We start from the raw sequence: 16,472 nt of genomic DNA, 5'->3' as shown, positions 1-16,472 counted from the left end.
TGATGGTGGTGGTGCGGTGGTGTTGTCGAAGCGGGGTGGGTTCGCTCGGTTGCTTGCTATCGATTCGGTCTCCGACCCAGAACTCGAATACCGCCACCGCGGCGGTGAAGCACTGTTTCCGCCTGGCTTGACGGTGGGACGCATGCTGAATTTCGACGAGCGATTGGAATACAGCCGCCGTGAGGGGCTCGCTGGCGGCCCGGTTTTCACTGACCTCGGAACCGTGCTCATCGAGACCGTCGAACGAGCGCTCGAGGACGCCGGTGTCCGCATGGACGACATCGCACGCGTGGTCCATGATGGATTCCACCGCGATGCCCTCCACGCAATATTCTTGGAGCCCTTGGGAATCAAAGAAGACCAGGGGATCTGGGAGTACACGCGCCGAGCAGGGCACGCGGGCCCGGTGGACCAGATCCGGGGGCTGGAGCACCTGTGGCGCTCGGGCGCGGTCGGCGTCGGCGACCACGTTCTGCTGGTCAGCGACGCGCCCGGCATGGAGGCCGCGTGTGCCGTTCTCGAGATCGTCGACACCCCCTGATATCCCGACCCCGAAACACGGGAGGACACCGCATGTCCGAATACATTATTCACATATCGGAGTTGCCCGATAGACCACTCCGTGTAGTTGGAGGCAAGGCACGCAACCTCGGTGAATTGATCAGCGCGGATCAGTCCGTCCCCGACGGGTTCTGTCTCACTACCGAAGCATTTCGCCGGTTCCTCGACTCGTGCCCTGATGTGGAGGAGCTGTATTCGCGGCTCGACAATGCGGCCGATGACGCGGAGCGCGCCAGGATAGGGGCCGAATTCCGCAAGCGGCTGGGCGAAATTCCGGTGCCGGAACACATCTCACTGGAGCTGTGTGATCAGTGGCATCGAGTGATAGACGGCAATCCGTGCGCGGTACGGTCTTCCGCGACGGCTGAGGACCTGCGGACAGCGTCGTTCGCCGGACAATACGACACATTCCTGAATGTGACCGACGAGCGGCAGTTGCTCGACTGCGTACGTCGTTGCTGGCTGTCGGTGTTCACCGACCGAGCGATCGACTACCGTCGGCGGCGCGGCATCGGCCATCGCGACGTCGAGCTGGCGGTGATCGTGCAGCGGATGGCGGACGCCACGGTCGCGGGCGTGATGTTCACCGCCGATCCTGTGTCCGGCCGGCGCGGCGTCACCGTGATCAACGCCGCGTTCGGCCTCGGCGAATCCGTCGTCTCCGGGGCAGTCAGCCCAGATCTGTATTCACTGGACTCCAGCGGCGTCCTGCACAAGTCGATCTCGACCAAGACCGTGATCACGAAGCCTTTGCCCGGCGGCGGTGTAGAAAACGTCGAGCTCGCGACGGCAGACCGCAGAGCTCAGGCATTGCCGGACAACGAAATTCGTGAACTGGCGGCACTAGGCCGGCGGCTCGAGGCCTACTTCGGCAGTCCACAGGACATCGAATGGGCCCGCACCGGCACCGGATTCCTCATCCTGCAGTCCAGGCCGATCACCTCATTGTTCCCAACGCCACCGCCACCTGCGGACGGATGGCTGCACCTGTACTTCTCCTTCGGCCACCAGCAGATGATGACCGAGGCCATCTCCCCGCTCGGACAGTCGGTGCTGCGCACGTACTTCCCGTTCGGCCGCAGACTGCCCAGCGGTGAAAGCTCACAGATGACAACCGCGGGAGATCGCGTGTTCTTCGACTACACCGCGCCATTGCACTCACCGCTCGCCCGTCGAGTGCTGTCCTGGGCCGTCGGCAGCATGGATGCCCGAGTTGGACAGACCGTGCGCGAGTTCGCCGCTCGCACCGAGTTTCAGCGTGGGTATCGCACGACATTGCGCCGCGAAGCAGCCATCAACATCTTCCTCCTTCGCGCGGGGCTCCGGGTGCTCAATGATCTGTGCTGGTCGAATCTGAACGAACGACACGCGGCCATCCACCGGTTCAGGCAGCGGAGCCTGGCGACCGCTCGTGCGAGGGTGGGTTCGTCGGGCGGCGCGAAACGTATCGCAGCGATCCAGGCCGACATGCACGCGGTCGCGCCGCGAATCGTCGATCAGCTGGTCATCGGCCCGATGTCGGCGTTGCTGGCTCGCCAGCTGATCGAGCGATTGGTTGAGCGCTGGCTCGGTGACACCACCGATGTCGGCGCGCTGGACAAGTCCCTGCCGGGCAACATCACCACCGAAATGGGCTTGGTGCTCGCCGATCTGGCCGATTCGACCCGGGACAACCCAGCATTGCGCGAGATCCTCGAAGACCCTCCGGAAGAATTCGAGCTGGCAATGCTGGACACGATGTCCGGCGGTCCCCAGTTCCGAAAGGCTCTGGAGGACTTCCTGGCGCACTTCGGCATGCGCGGGCCCGGCGAGATCGACATCGCCCGACCGCGCTGGATCGATCGCCCGACCCTGTTGTTCACATCCATTCTCGCCGCCAGCCAGACCAGCTTTCCCGGCGAGCACCGCACCCGCTTCGTGGAAGGCGCACGGGCGGCCGACACCGCGATCGATCGGATCCTCGGTCGTGTTCGAAGCACTCGCAACGGGCGGATCCGCGCTCGAATCCTGTCTCGCCTGATCCGAGTACACCGCACCCTCATGGCGTTGCGTGAACACCAGAAGTTCCTCACGGTCGGCTTGTTCGACATCTATCGGACCGGGATCAGGGCCGAGGTCGAGTCGCTCGTCGCCACCGGCGTTCTCGAGTCCGCCGCCGACGGTAACTACCTGTCGCTGCACGAATTACGCGGATTGCTGTCCGGTCGGGCCCCCGACGACCTCGCCGAAGTCATCCGCGCGCGAAAGTCCGAATTCGAGGTCTCGATGAGTCTGCAGGTACCACGACTGCTCGCGAGCGACGGCGAAATGGTGGCGATCGGCGGCAGTGCCGTCCCGACCGCCGGGACCTTGGTAGGCAGTCCGGTGTCCGCCGGTGTGGTCGAAGGTCGGGCCCGTGTCGTCTTGCGGCCCGAGCAGGCGACGTTCGAGGACGGCGACATTCTGGTCGCTCCGTTCGCCGACCCGGCATGGACACCGCTGTTCTCGGCGGTGCGCGGCGTAGTGCTGGAGGTCGGCGGGGTGATGGCTCACGGCGCCGTGGTGGCGCGTGAACTAGGTCTGCCCGCGGTGGTCGGCATCGACAACGCGACCACGCTCATCACTGACGGTCAGCGGATCCGCGTCGACGGTTCGCTCGGCACGGTGTGCTCGCTGAGTGCCGCGTCCGCCGATGTCGTTCGCGTTTAGGGGGCCTTCGATGTCGAACGAACTTCATCCGGTCGCCGAGGACTGGTCGACCGCACTGGCTGTCGTGGCACATCCGGACGACCTCGAATACGGGGCGGCCGCCGCCGTCGCCCGCTGGACCGCGCAGGGCAAGAACGTCGTCTACTGCATTGCCACTCGCGGCGAGGCAGGCATCGACGCAATGGCGCCCGAGTGGGCCGGAAGTGTCCGAGAACGCGAGCAGCGTGTTGCCGCGGCGATCGTCGGTGTCCATGCCGTCGAGTTTCTCGATCATCAGGATGGGATCATCGAGTACGGCATACCGTTGCGTCGCGACATCGCTCGCGTGATCCGGCGCCATCGCCCCGACGTTGTGCTGACCGCCAATCATCACCTCACCTGGATGGGCGGCGCGCCCAACCAAGCCGATCACATCGCGGTGGGACGCGCGGTGATCGACGGCGTCAGAGATGCCGCCAACCGGTGGGTGTTCCGAGACCAACTCGACGAGGGCCTCGAGCCGTGGAGTGGAGTGCGGTCGGTCCTGGTCGCCGGGTCGCCATACCCCACCCACGCGGTCGACGTCGACGAGCACTTCGCCACCGGTGTGAAGTCGCTGCGTGCGCACTCGACCTACCTCGACGGACTGTCGGAAGGTCCGATGGCCGATCCCGAGCAGTTCCTCACCGGCATCGCCCGGGGGGCGGGCGAGCGTCTCGGCTGCACCTATGCCATGGCATTCGAACAAATCCCTCTGAGCTGACGAGGTTGTGCAGATGAATACCGATGATGTCGTCCGGCAGGTGAAATCCATTCACGAGCGGGAACGCACGTTGATCGCTTCGATCGGCGAAGACAGCGCGCGGGCGAATTCCGTCCTGCCGGGCTGGACTCGCGGTCATGTCTTGTCCTGTCGGCTCGCCTTCCTGCGGGCGGCGCACCGCCAGGTGCGGCACGCGATGACCGGCTCATCAGTCGACTTCTATGACGGTGGCAGACCGGGCCGGGAAGCGGAGATCGCCGCGCGCGCCCACGAACCGGCCGACCGATTGGTGGCCGAGCTGACCCGCGCGACATCGGCATTGGACGAGACATGGTCCGCACTCGGGCCCTCCGACTGGGACCTGCCCGCGAACTACCGCGAACCCTGCACGCTGACCAGTGTGCTGTACGGCAGCTGGCGCGAGGCCGAAATCCACTGTGTCGACTACGACTTGGGCTACTCACCGAATTCGTGGTCGCCGTCCTTCTGCGCGCACCTGTTCGAATTCCTGACTCCACGCATCCCCGCGGGAATCCAAGTGGACCTGATCGCACATGAGGGAGGCACCTGGAAGCTCGGGACAGGGGAGCCGGTCGAGATACGGGGAGCGTTGACCGACCTCGCGGCGTGGCTGTCCGGACGAGCGCCGCAGTCGCCGGTGGAGTCGTCGTCCGGCGAGCTGCCGACCTTGCAGCGGTTGCGTGGTCCGGAGCCGTTGAACCGCGCCTGAGGGTGGGCGGAGGTGGTCGGCTCGTGCTGCACGGCGGCCGACCACCCAGAGCGGCAACCGCCTACGGGAGCAGGGTGACCCGGCCCGCGACATCGGACTGTGGCTCTGCATGCGCACAATTCCCGTCGTTCGCGATGCCGACCCCGAACTGGGGTTCGCCAGTGGTCACAGGCACGACCAGGCAGCGAACGCCGGCCGCGCCGCCGTCTACTTCGACGATGATGCCGTAATCGGTCGGGGACACCGCGGTCCAACTCACGGCCTTGATGCTGTAGGTGGCGGCACCTCCCGGCATCGGGACCGCGAGTCGGCCGGTTCCCTCCGCAGTGCCATCGGCGAACAACTGGCCGGCCACCCGGCCCCCGACATTGCGGGCCTCCACATTCCAGGTGGCCATCGGTTTGCCGGACTGGGCCGCAGCGAAGGGTGCTTCCAGAGCGAGTGCCGGAAAAGCAAGCACCAGAGCGAATCCGATGACTGTTCGCATGTTCATGTCGTGCTCCTCGAACGCAGTTGTGGTGTCGGCCGGGACTGCGGCCGCGCCGAGGATACGTTGTGTAGTCGGGCAATACGTAGTGTTCGAATAGCGGCACTTCGTCCTGCATCATGGCCGGACCGGCACCAAGCGCTCGTCCCCGACGATGCGGCCGTCCGCGATGGTGATCTCTCGTTTGACGAAGGCCCGGATGCCCTGCTCATGGGTGACCACAACGATGGTCCGCCCGTCGTGGTTCAGGTCCACGAACAGCTCGAGCACTTCCTGCGACGTGGTGGAATCCAGATTGCCGGTGGGTTCGTCGGCGAGCAGGAGGGGAGGGTCGTTGGCGAGCGCCCTGGCGATCGCCGCCCGCTGCTGCTGACCACCGGAGAGCATCGACGGCAGCTTGTCGGCCTGATCGGCGATCCCGACGCGATCGAGCAGTTCCCACACCCGGCTGCGACGGTGCGCCGGCGTATCGAGATCGGCGAGCTCCATGGGCAAGCGGACATTCTCGGCGACGGTCAAGGTCGGAAGGAGCTGGAAGAACCGGAACACCAGCCCGACGCGGCGACTGCGCCACCGGGCAAGTTCGGTCTCGGAAAGAGTGTCGAGCGAAGCGCCCGCGGCCGACACCGAGCCCGATGTCGGACGCTCGATCCCGGCAAGGAGGTGCAACAACGTCGTCTTGCCGCTGCCCGACCGTCCGACGATCGCAACGAAGTCCCCTTCCTCGACTTTCAAGCTCATTCCATGGAGCGCCACCACGTCGCGATGGCCGACCGGATAGGTTTTCGCGATATCGACGGCGTCGATCAGGCCTGTCGCCGCTGTTACGCCTGAATCGGGGACAGCACGCAACCGGCGCGCTTCGGCGATCACGACGCCACCCGTGTGGTGTCCGCCGGAGTTCCAGGCAAATCCCTTCGGCGTTGTCTGCGTTGCGCAAGAGGCGTAACCCCTTTGGGCTTGTACACCGACAGTGCGGCCGCGGCCACCAGTACCGCGAGGCCGCCGAGGGAGTGGATCAGGTGTGTGGGGTTCTGCAACTCGGTAATCTGGTCAGTCGATTCCGCCTCGCTCGCCAAGCCCGCGAAGTAGTCGATCGAGCGAGTGTAAATCAACAGCACGGCGATGCCGACCACGGTCAGGATCAGCTTGAAGATCACCCAGTAGTGCACGAACAGGCCCCAGCGAGTGCCGACGGATTGGATCAAGCCGGTCAGCAGCGAAGCCAGGCTCAGCGGGACGATGACCGTCCACGCCATAGTCTGCATGGACACGAGTGCTCCTCGAACAGTCAGCGCGTCGGGCTTGTCGAGTACGACCACCGCCAGCGCCACATAGGCGACGACGGCGCCGACCCAGGCGACGGAGGACAGGATGTGGGCCAAGAGGACGAACCGGCTCCAGCGCGGCGACATAGTCATCACAGCTCCCAACTCGATAGACGGTAGGTACTCATCAAGACATACCGTCACTAATAAATACATACTGTATAGAACAGCTAGAGTGGTTTCGCTGTCGGGAGGGGTGACGTCACCCACCGGGCGTCGTTCGCCGCGCGCTACTTCCGCTGTGTGACAAGTTATTTCGTTCAACTTGTGCGGCTTCGGCGATGAGCCGGGCGATGATACCGTCTGGCGCGAGAGCAGCCGCGGCCGATGACCGTGAGCCCAGCGAGCCCACCGCCGTGAATGCGATCTCCGACGTCTGTCGAATAGCGACCGCTGGCCGCGTCGGCCGGTTCGTCGCTGGAAAGAGGTTTCCGACATGGCCGCCGATGATTTGCCCGCTATGGATCCTGCGGCGTGGCTCGCCGCGGTCGCTCCGGTAGCACCGATTCCAGGGCACAGCCTGCTCGTCCTGTTGGTGCAGCTGGCGGTGCTGCTGCTGGCCGCGCGGTTGCTCGGTGCCTTGGCGAATCGATTCGGGATGCCCGCGGTGGTCGGTGAGTTGAGCGCGGGCGTCCTCCTCGGCCCGTCCATACTGGCGCATCTGGCTCCAGGGGTGTCGCGGTGGTTGTTTCCCCCGGCGGCGGCGCAGTTGCATCTGCTCGATGCCGTCGGTCAGTTGGGTGTGCTGCTTCTGGTGGGTTTGGCCGGAACGCACGTGGACGTCGGCCATATCCGACGTAACGCGGGCAAGGCGTTCACGGTGAGTTTCGGTGGACTGGTGATTCCACTCGCTTTCGGTGTCGTCGCCGGTCTCGTCATGCCGGTGCCGTTGCGTCCCGCTGAGACCGAACGGCCCCTGTTCGCGATGTTCCTCGGGATCGCGATCTGTGTGTCGGCCATCCCGGTCATCGCGAAGACCCTGATCGAGCTGAAGCTGGCCCACCGCAACATCGGTCAGCTCATCCTCACGGCAGGAGTGATCGATGACGCCGTGGGTTGGCTGATGCTTTCACTGGTATCGGCGATGGCGACGAACGGGCTTCGCGGAACCACCGCGCTCGGCTCCCTCGGCTGGCTGGCGGTCGTGCTCGTCGTCACCGTGATGGCCGGCCGCCCAGTGGTGCGGTACGTCATGCGCCGGGCGGCCGCCGCGGCGGACGCCGGAGTTGTGACAGGTGCGGTCGTGACACTACTGCTGCTGGGCGCGGCCGGGACCCACGCGCTGAAGTTCGAGGCGATCCTCGGCGCTTTCCTCTGCGGCATTCTGATCGGGTCCTGCGGCGTGGATCTGTCGCGGTTGTCCGCACTGAACACCGTGGTCATGTCGGTGCTCGCCCCGATCTTCTTCGCGACCGCCGGGTTGCGCATGGACCTGACCGCCTTGGCGCAGTGGCCACTGCTCTTGGCGGCGCTAGGAGTTCTCGGGATCGCGATCGTCGGCAAGTTCCTCGGCGCCGGGCTGGGCGGATTGGCAAGCGGGCTCACCCGCGCCGAATGCGTTGCCCTCGGCGCGGGAATGAACGCTCGTGGCGTCATCGAGGTGATCATCGCCATGGTCGGACTGCGCTTGGGCGTGCTCGGCGTCGAGGCCTACACCGTGCTGATCGTGGTCGCGATCGTGACATCCCTGATGGCGCCGCCCATTCTGCGACGGGCGATGGCAGGCGCCGCCGTCACGGAGGAAGAAGCGCAGCGCGCCCGCAAAACCATGGCGCTCACCCATCCGACGCCGGAAACCGCACGTCCCGAACGTGAGGCGGGCTGAGGACGGCCTTGTCCTGATCCTCGGGCGCGAAGCTCTCTGTCCGGCGTCGCGAAGCCCATTTCCTCAGGGGGTATCGAGGTCGCCGAACTGCTCGGAGACACCCGCTCGGGTCGGTAGAGCGCTGACGCGGGGCTGCAAGCCCGCTTCATCGCCAAGTCGGCCGATATCGAGACCGAGCTCGCGGGTTACAACGTCGTCGCACCATGCCTGACGCGTGCAGCGACCTCATTGCGTCTATGCCACATGCGATGCCCGCCGACGGTGACCCCCTCATGGAGTCGGTTTGGGGGTGAGGCGCGTCACCGTCACCTCAGTTGCGCAGATACCCCGGGGGGGTATATGTTCTTCGTGTCGGAAGAACAAGATCAGAAAGGCCGGGGCGATGACCACGCAGACCCACATCAATCACCATGGCGCGCACGGGGACCATGCGGGGCACGGTGCCCACGCTGAGCATGCGGCTCACGCTGAGCATGCGGCTCACGCTGAGCATGCGGGTGGAGCCGTGCACGCGGACCATGGCGCACACGGGGGAGGGCTGCCCGGAGGGCTGCAGATCACCCAGGACGGCTACACGCTGGAGCTCGCGGAGCGGGTCCTGCGCCCGGGTGAGGTGGAATTCCGTTTCCGCATCCTCGGGCCGGATGGTGCGCCGGTGACCGAGTACACCCCCATCCATGACCGCGACCTGCATCTGATCGTCGTGCAGCGCGAGCTGACCGGTTTCTGGCACGTGCATCCCGAACTCGCCGCTGACGGAACCTGGACCGTACGACTGAACCTTCCGGTGGCGGGCGCCTACCGTGTCTTCACCGACATCGCCCCGCGTGCGCTCGGCAAGACGATCACCCTCGGCGCGGATCTCGCTGTCGCGGGTGCATACGAACCGCGCCCCACCCCGGAGGCGACGCGCACCGCGACCGTGGACGGCTACGAGGTGACTCTGGACGGGGACCTGGTTCCCGGCGCGGGCCGACTGCTGACCCTGACCGTGCGCAAAGACGGCCGACCGGTCACCGATCTGCAGCCGTACCTGGCCGCCTACGGCCACCTGGTGATCCTGCGTGCGGGCGACCTGGCTTACGTCCACGTCCACCCGAACGGGGAACCCGGTGACGGAACGACCGCGCCCGGCCCGGACATCACATTCCACACCGCCGTACCGGGACCCGGAACCTACCGCCTGTTCCTGGATTTCCAGCACCGTGATGTCGTGCGCACCGCGGCCTTCACTCTGCCGACGGCTACCGCCGGTCACTGAAATCGACCGAGCCGAGCACACTCCGCCCGACCACTTGCCAAGGGGAGCCGCCATGTGCGCGTGCCACTGTCCCAGCGCCCGCGATCCACCCGACCCAGATCCAGAAAGTGTTTCCCATGATCACCTCCCTGTTCGCCCACCGGGACTACCTGCGACTATTCATCGCCCAGGTCTCGGCGCTCTTCGGCACCGGATTGACCACCGTCGCACTGGGACTGCTCGCCTACGAACTCGCCGGCGCCGACGCGGCCGCGGTGCTCGGCACCGCACTGACCATCAAGATGCTGGTCTACGTCACTGTCGCGCCGATCGTGGCCGCCTACGCCGACCGCTTCCCGCGCCGTTCGCTGCTGGTCGGTCTCAACGGGGTTCGGGCAGCCGTAGTGCTCGGATTACCGTTCATCGACCACGTGTGGCAGATCTACGTTCTGATCGCCGTGCTGCAGACGGCCTCGGCCGCGTTCACCCCCACCTATCAGGCGATCATTCCCGACATCCTGCCCGACGAGCGCGAATACACCCGGGCGCTGTCGGCCGCGCAACTGGCCGCGACCATGGAGACATTGCTCAGCCCGATGCTGGCAGCGGCCGCACTGGCCGTGATCAGCTTCCACTGGCTGTTCGTCGGCACCGCGATCGGATTCGCCGTCTCGGCGGCCTTGGTGGTCACGACCCGCATTCCGGACGCCGGCGCGACCATATCGGGCAGCTTCCGCGACCGGATCACGGTGGGCATGCGAATCTTCGCCGCCACACCGCGACTGCGCGGACTGCTCGGCCTGAACCTGGTGGTCGCCGCCGCGGGCTCGGTGATCATGGTCAATACCGTGAACTACGTGCGCGACACGCTCGGCGGCACCCAGTCCGGAGTGGCGATGTTGCTGGCAGCCAATGGTTTCGGCACCATGCTGGTCGCGCTGTCGCTACCTGGGGTACTCGACCGGCTCGGTGCGCGGCCTGTGATGCTGGCCGGCGCGGCCACCTTGCTCGTCGGGCTCGGTGCGGCCATCGCCCTGTCGACCGCCGCAGCGGGCGACTGGCGCTGGAGTGCGGCGGTCACGGTATGGACGCTGGTGGGCGTGGGCACCGCGGCAGTGCTCACCCCGGCCGGGCAGGTGCTGCGGCGCTCGTCGCGGGCCGCCGACCGTCCCGCTCTGTTCGCCGCCCAGTTCTCGCTCTCACACCTGGCCTGGCTGATCACCTACCCCATCGCCGGTTGGCTGACCACTGCCGCGGGTTTCACGACCACCTGGGTCACGCTGGCCGTCATCGCAAGCGTCGGCATCACGATCGCCCTGCGGGCCTGGCCCCGCCACGATCCCGAAACGCTGACCCACCTGCACGAGGTCGGCACCATCGACCCGATCCGGCTGGCCGACGCCGTACGTGTGAACGAACGCTTCTATCAGCACACACACCCATTCGTCATCGACGCCGACCACCACCGCTGGCCGACACGAATGGAGCGGCAACGTCGAACGGCAGCGGTGGCATAGCGATCGAAACTGCACGAGGGCGCCTCACGAGGGGCGCCCTCGTCGTCGATTCGGAGGTCGTCTCGTAGGTGCTGAGATGCCGGTGCGATTGGCATGTGAACGTTTGCCCACCGTGACGACCCGGCTTTCGGCAACCCTGCCCTATCGCCCTGGAGCACCCCGCGTGTCGCGCAGGCTGCATCGCCAGTCCGTGAGGCGCGCCCAGCAGCAGCGGATGTCACGCAGCACTCGCGGCTTGACAGGAAGATACCCTAGGGGGGTAGGGTACTGATCATCGTTCCATCGTTCCGGAAGGACAGAATCGAAATGTCTACCCAGACCGCGCCGACCACGCGAAAGTGGTTGGCGCTGGCGGTGATCGCCGCCGCGCAATTCATGGTGATCATGGACACCTCGATCATCGGCATCGCGCTGCCGAAGATGCAGGCCGAACTGGGTTTCTCGCAGGAGAACCTGAGCTGGGTGTTCAACGCCTACGTCATCGCCTTCGGTGGTCTGCTGCTGCTCGGCGGCCGGTTGTCCGATCTGTTCGGCGCCCGTCGTGTATTCGGCGCAGGATGGCTGGTGCTGTTGGCGGGCTCGGTGATCGCCGGTGCCGCGGGCACTGTCGGCGTCGAGCTCGCGGGCCGAGCGATTCAGGGCGGCGGCGCGGCTCTGATCGCACCGTCGGCGCTGACACTGTTGATGATGCTGTTCGGCTCCTCGCCGCAGGAGTTGACGAAGGCGCTGGCGATCTACGGCGCTGCGGCACCGGCGGGCGGCACCGCGGGCGTGTTCCTCGGCGGCGTCATCACCGAATACATCAGCTGGCCGTGGGTCTTCTACATCAACGTCCCGATCGCGGTGCTCGCGCTGATCGCTGTGCCGGCCCTGATGCCCGACGCCGCGGCGACGTCCGGATCCGTGGATCTTCTCGGAGCGTCGACCGTCACCGCCGGTTTGGCTGCCGCGGTCTATGGAATCGTCCGTGCCCCGGAAGTCGGCTGGGGTTCGGGGCAAACCTGGGCGGTGCTCGCCGTCGCGGCCGCGCTGCTGGCCGGATTCGTTGTCATCCAGTCGCGCCGGAGCCAGCCGCTGATGCGACTCGGCATCTTCCGTGCGCCCAATCTCGCCGCTGCCAACGTCGCTCAGTTGCTATTGGGCGCCGCGTGGGTGCCGATGTGGTTCTTCTTGAACCTGTACCTGCAGCAGGTCCTCGGCTACAGCGCCTTCCCGTCCGGCGCGGCCCTGCTACCGATGACCACGCTGATCATGCTCGGCATGGTGGTACTCGCCCCGCGGGCGATGCAGCGCTTCGGCGCCAAGCCGATGATCGTCACCGGCTTGGTGATTCTGGGCTTCGGCCTCGGCATCATGTCGCTGGTCCGTCCCACCGGCACCTTCTGGATCGACGTGCTGCCCGCTTCGCTGGTCGCCGCGGGCGGCATGTCGCTGGCCTTCATCCCCTCGCTGGGCACCGCGATCTCCGCGGCGCGTCCCGAAGAGGGCGGGTTGGCCTCCGGCATCGTCAACGTCAGCTACCAGGTCGGTTCGGCCATCGGGCTGGCCGCGATGACCGCCGTGGCCGCCGCATTCGGCGCCGACCGAATCGGTGACCTGCCCGAACTCACCAACGGATTCTCCGCGGCGTTCCTCGGAGCGGCAGTCATCGCCCTGGCAGGCGCGGGCATCACGGCGATGCTGATGCGCACCCCCGCCCCCGAGTCCGTGCTCGAGGCCGCTTGAGACGCCGCGACCGGGGATTCCCGGCAAGCACCAAGGCTGAGCCCGTCGTCCAGGCGGGCTCAGCCGCGTGCCGTCGCTGAGAAGACGTCGTCGGGGTCCGTGTGGCAAGCATTGCCGACACGGTACCGAGGAAGACGACCGCGACACCGACTATCAGCGCGGTCGCCATCCCGCTGTGGAAGCTGTCCAGGACACCGGCCAGTGCGGCGACCGCCAGTACCGTGAGCAGCCTGCCGCCGATGTCGACCCGTTCGCCCGGGTCGTGGTCTTGCCGGGCACGATCAGCGTTGCCGCCAGGGTGATCGCGGTGAGGCCGACGTTGAACGCGAACACCGACCGCCACGAAAACGCTTCGAGTAGTCCACCCGCGGTCAGGAGGCCGATCAACGCGCCGCCAACGGTCACGCCCGACCAGATGCCGACCGCGCGGCCCCGCTCCTCGGGCGGGAACACCCGCGTGATGATCGACAGCGTCATCGGCATCACAGCGGCCGCGCCGATTCCGGCGATCGCTCGCATCGCAATGATCACCGGGATGTCGTCGTCGACGAGTACCACCGCCGAAGACACCCGAACAGCGACAACCCGGATACCAGCAGAGCTCTGCGACCGTAGCGATCTCCTAATGCCCCTGCCACCAGCAGCAATCCCGCGAAGGTGATGCCGTAGGCATTGACTATCCACAGCAGCTGCGTCTGCGACGCGCCGATATCGAGGCGAGATGCGGCACGGCGACCATGAGCGAAGCCATCATGCCTACGACCGCGACCAGTGCCAGGCACATCACGACCAGAATCAGATTGCGCCGCACTGGACCGGGAACGGTGGCGGGCGCCGGTTCGTCCAACTGCGTCATAGCGCAGCTCCTTACAGAGACACTCGAGGCGGTCAGTGGGCGCTGACCCGCAGACCTGCGGGTGGCTTACCGGCCGGGACGAATACCGCGGCCGCGAACGCGACGACGAGCGCGGTCACCGCACTGAAGGTGAAAGAATCGGTGAATCCGCTGGTGTCGACCCCGAGGCTGCGCAGGCTGGTGGCCGCGATGGTGGAGATCACCGCGACACCGAGCGCCGAACCCACCTCATGGAAGGTGTTCACCAATCCGGAAGCGACTCCGGCATGCGTGTGATCGACATTCGCCAGCGCGGTCGTGGTGGCGGTGACGATCACCGCACCCTGCCCCGCTGCGGCGATCGTGAGTCCGATGATCAGGGCGGTTGTTCCGCTCCACAGCGCGGGCACGACAGCTCCGGCCCCGGCGATGGTCAGCCCGACCACACCGACCGGGCGATAGCCGAAGCGGCCGATGAAATGCCCGGCGTTGTGCGCGCCGACGATCGTGCCGAGCGCGACCGGGACGAACAGCAACCCTGTCACCAGCGCTGATTTCCCTTGCGCCTGCTGCAGGTAGAACGAACCCAGGAAGAAGCCGGTGATCAGCAGGCCGGTAGCGACCAGCATCAGCACCGCACCCGCGGCGACCGGTCGGCGGGTCAGCAGTCGTGGATCCAGCAGCGGCGCGCTGGCCTTACGCTCGTAGACGACGAATGCCGCATACAGAACCGCGGCGGTTGCCAGCGGCAGCAGCGTGAGCGGATCTCCCCAGCCGTTGTCACCGGCATTGATCAGTCCATAGATCCCCGATCCGGTCGCCCCTGTGGCCAGAGTTGCTCCGAGTACGTCGATTCCGCGATCGCGTCGGGCAGGCGCGGACGGGACCAGCTCGACTATCGCCGCCAGTAGTACGACACCGACCGGCACGTTGACGAAGAAGATCCACGACCACCCCGGCCCTGCCGTCAGCAGGCCGCCGACCAGCACACCTATTGCGGCGCCGGTGCCGCCGAGCGCTCCCCACACCCCGAGCGCCTTGTTGCGTTCGGCGCCATGAAAAGTTGTCGTCACGATCGACATCGCCGCGGGCGACAACAGCGCGGCGCCGATACCCTGCCCGACCCGGCCTGCCACCAGCATCGGCGCGTCGACCGCCAGACCAGCCAGCAGCGAGGACCCGGTGAACACGGCCAACCCGGTCATCACCATCCTGCGCGCACCGAACAGATCCGCCGAGCGGCCGCCGAAGATCATCAGCCCGCCGAACAGCAGCGTATAGGCGGTGACCACCCACGTCGTCGCGGCCCGGCTCAGGTCCAGATCGCGACCGATGTCCGGCAGCGCCACCGTCACGACGGTGATGTCGAGAATCAGCATGAACTGCGCGACCGCGAGCACCGCCAACGCACGCCAGCGACGCGGGTCCGGCGGGGCGGTCGAATCAGGCGCGCGCTGGGCATCTGGGTGGGCATGCATGTCCTACTACCTCCTGCATACGGTTCGCGAACCGAGCCGCCATGAACTACCACAACTGTGGTACCCCATCCGTGGTACCACTAGAGTGGTGTCATCGCAACAGGGAGGTGTGCCGAGTGGCCGGAAACCGAGCGCGACGAGAACTCCTGCAGGACACCGCTATCGCCGTTCTCGCGGCGAAAGGAGCGCGTGGGCTGACCCACCGGCAGGTCGATTCCGACGCCGGTGTCCCCGAGGGGACGACCAAGAACTACTTCCCGACCCGTGACGCCTTACTGGTTGCGGCCACCGAACGGCACTTTCGGCTCTACCTCGCCGACATCGCTCGCCTGCGGGCCGCCGCCGCACCTGCCGACCGCGAAGGGTTCATCGCCCTGCTGACGCAGATCATGCGGCGGCTACCGGAGGGCGCCCGCCCCGGGGCCGATGTCTTCGTCGAAATGCACGCGGAGGCCCTGCGCAACCCGGCGGTGAGCAAACTGCTCGCCGACATGATGTACACCGATTTCGGCGTCAACGAAGAACTCCAGCGCGCCGCCGGCTTGCCCGTCACCCCGGCCTCGGCGCGAGTATTCACCCGCTGCCTTCACGCCGCCACCATCAATCTGCTCACCACACCCGCCGAAGACCTCGTCCGCATCGGACTCGACGACCTCGAGGCCTTTGCTCGCGAACTCGTCGATGTGGTCTACCCCGATCCGGCCGCTCCCCATCGGCTCCAATCCGACCCGCACAGCAACGGGCCAGGGACGTCCGATGTTTCCACTCCCGGGTCGGGCGCACCCGCAAAGACGAGTTCCGCATGAGTGGTGACGATGTGCGGAGATGACGACGGGCGGTGTCATCCTCGCCGTCGCCACGATGGTCCACAACGTTTGCTGGACGTGAACTGACTGATGTATCGACGGTCGCTGGGCGCTCGGAGTGGCACCGAGGCCGAACACGCTCACCGGGGGTGTGCCGATTTGCGCGTCAAGCCACGTCGGCACGAGCCTCGACTCTCCGGGACGCGTGGTTTCGATCACATCACACCAGCTGAGTACGCCCTCGGATAGTAGATTGCTTCCGAGGGAGGCCCAGCACACGTACATGGCGTGAGGTATCAGGGTCGAAAGCCCAGTTCAACTCCTGTGTGTTCGGAGTAGAGAAATCGCTTGGAAGTCGGAGGACGGCCTGAGTACTGAGCATCGCGGTATGTTGTGCATCAACCGGGCCGTGCCGGAAGGAAACCTACCAGGGGTCGTCGGCGCGATCGGCGAATCTGTTGCGTGCGGATTTGTGAATTGCACGGACAGCCCTCATTACGATCTTGTTGC

At 66.2% G+C, this 16,472-nt stretch carries 17 protein-coding genes; 9 read left to right on the top strand and 8 right to left on the bottom strand.

Annotated features, from left to right (window positions below; genetic code table 11):
- A partial coding sequence (locus ON34_RS37885) for a hypothetical protein (RefSeq protein WP_245548267.1) occupies positions 1–325 on the bottom strand: 325 nt, incomplete at its 3' end.
- On the opposite strand from ON34_RS37885, the gene ON34_RS37880 reads away from it, so the two are divergent.
- From ON34_RS37880 to ON34_RS29935, 4 genes are read left to right on the top strand one after another with little or no spacing between them, the layout of a single operon-like run.
- A complete protein-coding gene (locus ON34_RS37880) occupies positions 272–541 on the top strand; it encodes a 3-oxoacyl-[acyl-carrier-protein] synthase III C-terminal domain-containing protein (RefSeq protein WP_245548266.1) in 270 nt (89 codons plus the stop codon). The genes ON34_RS37885 and ON34_RS37880 overlap by 54 nt on opposite strands.
- Positions 542–573: 32 nt before the next feature.
- Entirely contained in the window at positions 574–3,249 is a 2,676-nt protein-coding gene (locus ON34_RS29945) for a phosphoenolpyruvate synthase (RefSeq protein ID WP_040785908.1), read from the top strand.
- Positions 3,218–3,991 (top strand): PIG-L deacetylase family protein, encoded by a 774-nt coding sequence (locus ON34_RS29940; protein WP_245548263.1) that lies wholly within the window; start codon positions 3,218–3,220, stop codon positions 3,989–3,991. The genes ON34_RS29945 and ON34_RS29940 overlap by 32 nt, the downstream gene beginning before the upstream one ends.
- A 13-nt stretch (positions 3,992–4,004) precedes the next feature.
- Positions 4,005–4,721 (top strand): maleylpyruvate isomerase family mycothiol-dependent enzyme, encoded by a 717-nt coding sequence (locus ON34_RS29935; protein ID WP_051023331.1) that lies wholly within the window; start codon positions 4,005–4,007, stop codon positions 4,719–4,721.
- Positions 4,722–4,782: 61 nt separating this feature from the next.
- Here ON34_RS29935 and ON34_RS29930 read toward each other — a convergent pair whose 3' ends face one another.
- From ON34_RS29930 to ON34_RS29920, 3 genes are all read right to left on the bottom strand, one after another.
- Complete coding sequence (locus ON34_RS29930) at positions 4,783–5,214, bottom strand: hypothetical protein (RefSeq protein ID WP_040785905.1); 432 nt, start codon at positions 5,212–5,214, stop codon at positions 4,783–4,785.
- A gap of 111 nt (positions 5,215–5,325) precedes the next feature.
- On the bottom strand, positions 5,326–6,081 hold the full coding sequence (locus ON34_RS29925; RefSeq protein ID WP_245548262.1) for an ABC transporter ATP-binding protein: 756 nt from the start codon (positions 6,079–6,081) through the stop codon (positions 5,326–5,328).
- Positions 6,078–6,746: a DUF2269 domain-containing protein gene (locus ON34_RS29920; RefSeq protein ID WP_218003950.1), complete on the bottom strand. Its 669-nt coding sequence runs from the start codon at positions 6,744–6,746 to the stop codon at positions 6,078–6,080. Before ON34_RS29920 ends, ON34_RS29925 begins: the two co-directional genes overlap by 4 nt.
- A gap of 226 nt (positions 6,747–6,972) precedes the next feature.
- Between ON34_RS29920 and ON34_RS29915 the strand changes: the two genes are divergently transcribed.
- From ON34_RS29915 to ON34_RS29900, 4 genes are all read left to right on the top strand, one after another.
- Positions 6,973–8,361, top strand: a complete 1,389-nt coding sequence (locus tag ON34_RS29915) for a cation:proton antiporter (protein WP_245548261.1) — start codon at positions 6,973–6,975, stop codon at positions 8,359–8,361.
- A gap of 505 nt (positions 8,362–8,866) precedes the next feature.
- On the top strand, positions 8,867–9,622 hold the full coding sequence (locus tag ON34_RS29910) for a DUF8832 domain-containing protein (RefSeq protein ID WP_373291988.1): 756 nt from the start codon (positions 8,867–8,869) through the stop codon (positions 9,620–9,622).
- Positions 9,623–9,738: 116 nt separating this feature from the next.
- Positions 9,739–11,118: an MFS transporter gene (locus tag ON34_RS29905; protein ID WP_040785901.1), complete on the top strand. Its 1,380-nt coding sequence runs from the start codon at positions 9,739–9,741 to the stop codon at positions 11,116–11,118.
- Between the two features lie 306 nt (positions 11,119–11,424).
- The gene (locus ON34_RS29900; RefSeq protein ID WP_040785900.1) at positions 11,425–12,843 is read left to right on the top strand and encodes an MFS transporter; all 1,419 of its coding nucleotides are present in this window, start codon (positions 11,425–11,427) and stop codon (positions 12,841–12,843) included.
- A gap of 153 nt (positions 12,844–12,996) precedes the next feature.
- Here ON34_RS29900 and ON34_RS33930 read toward each other — a convergent pair whose 3' ends face one another.
- The 3 genes from ON34_RS33930 to ON34_RS29890 form a co-directional block, all read right to left on the bottom strand.
- Positions 12,997–13,413: an MFS transporter gene (locus tag ON34_RS33930; protein ID WP_157172495.1), complete on the bottom strand. Its 417-nt coding sequence runs from the start codon at positions 13,411–13,413 to the stop codon at positions 12,997–12,999.
- Positions 13,414–13,519: 106 nt separating this feature from the next.
- Positions 13,520–13,699, bottom strand: coding sequence for a hypothetical protein (locus tag ON34_RS33925; protein WP_051023327.1), 180 nt, complete (start codon positions 13,697–13,699; stop codon positions 13,520–13,522).
- Positions 13,700–13,731: 32 nt separating this feature from the next.
- Positions 13,732–15,156, bottom strand: a complete 1,425-nt coding sequence (locus tag ON34_RS29890; protein ID WP_040785898.1) for an MFS transporter — start codon at positions 15,154–15,156, stop codon at positions 13,732–13,734.
- Between the two features lie 116 nt (positions 15,157–15,272).
- On the opposite strand from ON34_RS29890, the gene ON34_RS29885 reads away from it, so the two are divergent.
- On the top strand, positions 15,273–15,962 hold the full coding sequence (locus ON34_RS29885; protein ID WP_063821767.1) for a TetR/AcrR family transcriptional regulator: 690 nt from the start codon (positions 15,273–15,275) through the stop codon (positions 15,960–15,962).
- Between the two features lie 35 nt (positions 15,963–15,997).
- Here the strand turns inward: ON34_RS29885 and ON34_RS38680 are convergent, their stop codons facing one another.
- Positions 15,998–16,087, bottom strand: a complete 90-nt coding sequence (locus ON34_RS38680; protein WP_157172493.1) for a hypothetical protein — start codon at positions 16,085–16,087, stop codon at positions 15,998–16,000.
- Positions 16,088–16,472 lie beyond the last annotated feature (385 nt).

It is taken from the genome of Nocardia pneumoniae NBRC 100136 (genome assembly GCF_000308755.1).
GTDB classification, from domain to species: domain Bacteria; phylum Actinomycetota; class Actinomycetes; order Mycobacteriales; family Mycobacteriaceae; genus Nocardia; species Nocardia pneumoniae.
Note: the sequence above shows the minus strand (reverse complement) of the source record. Positions and strands in the feature narration are given on the sequence as shown.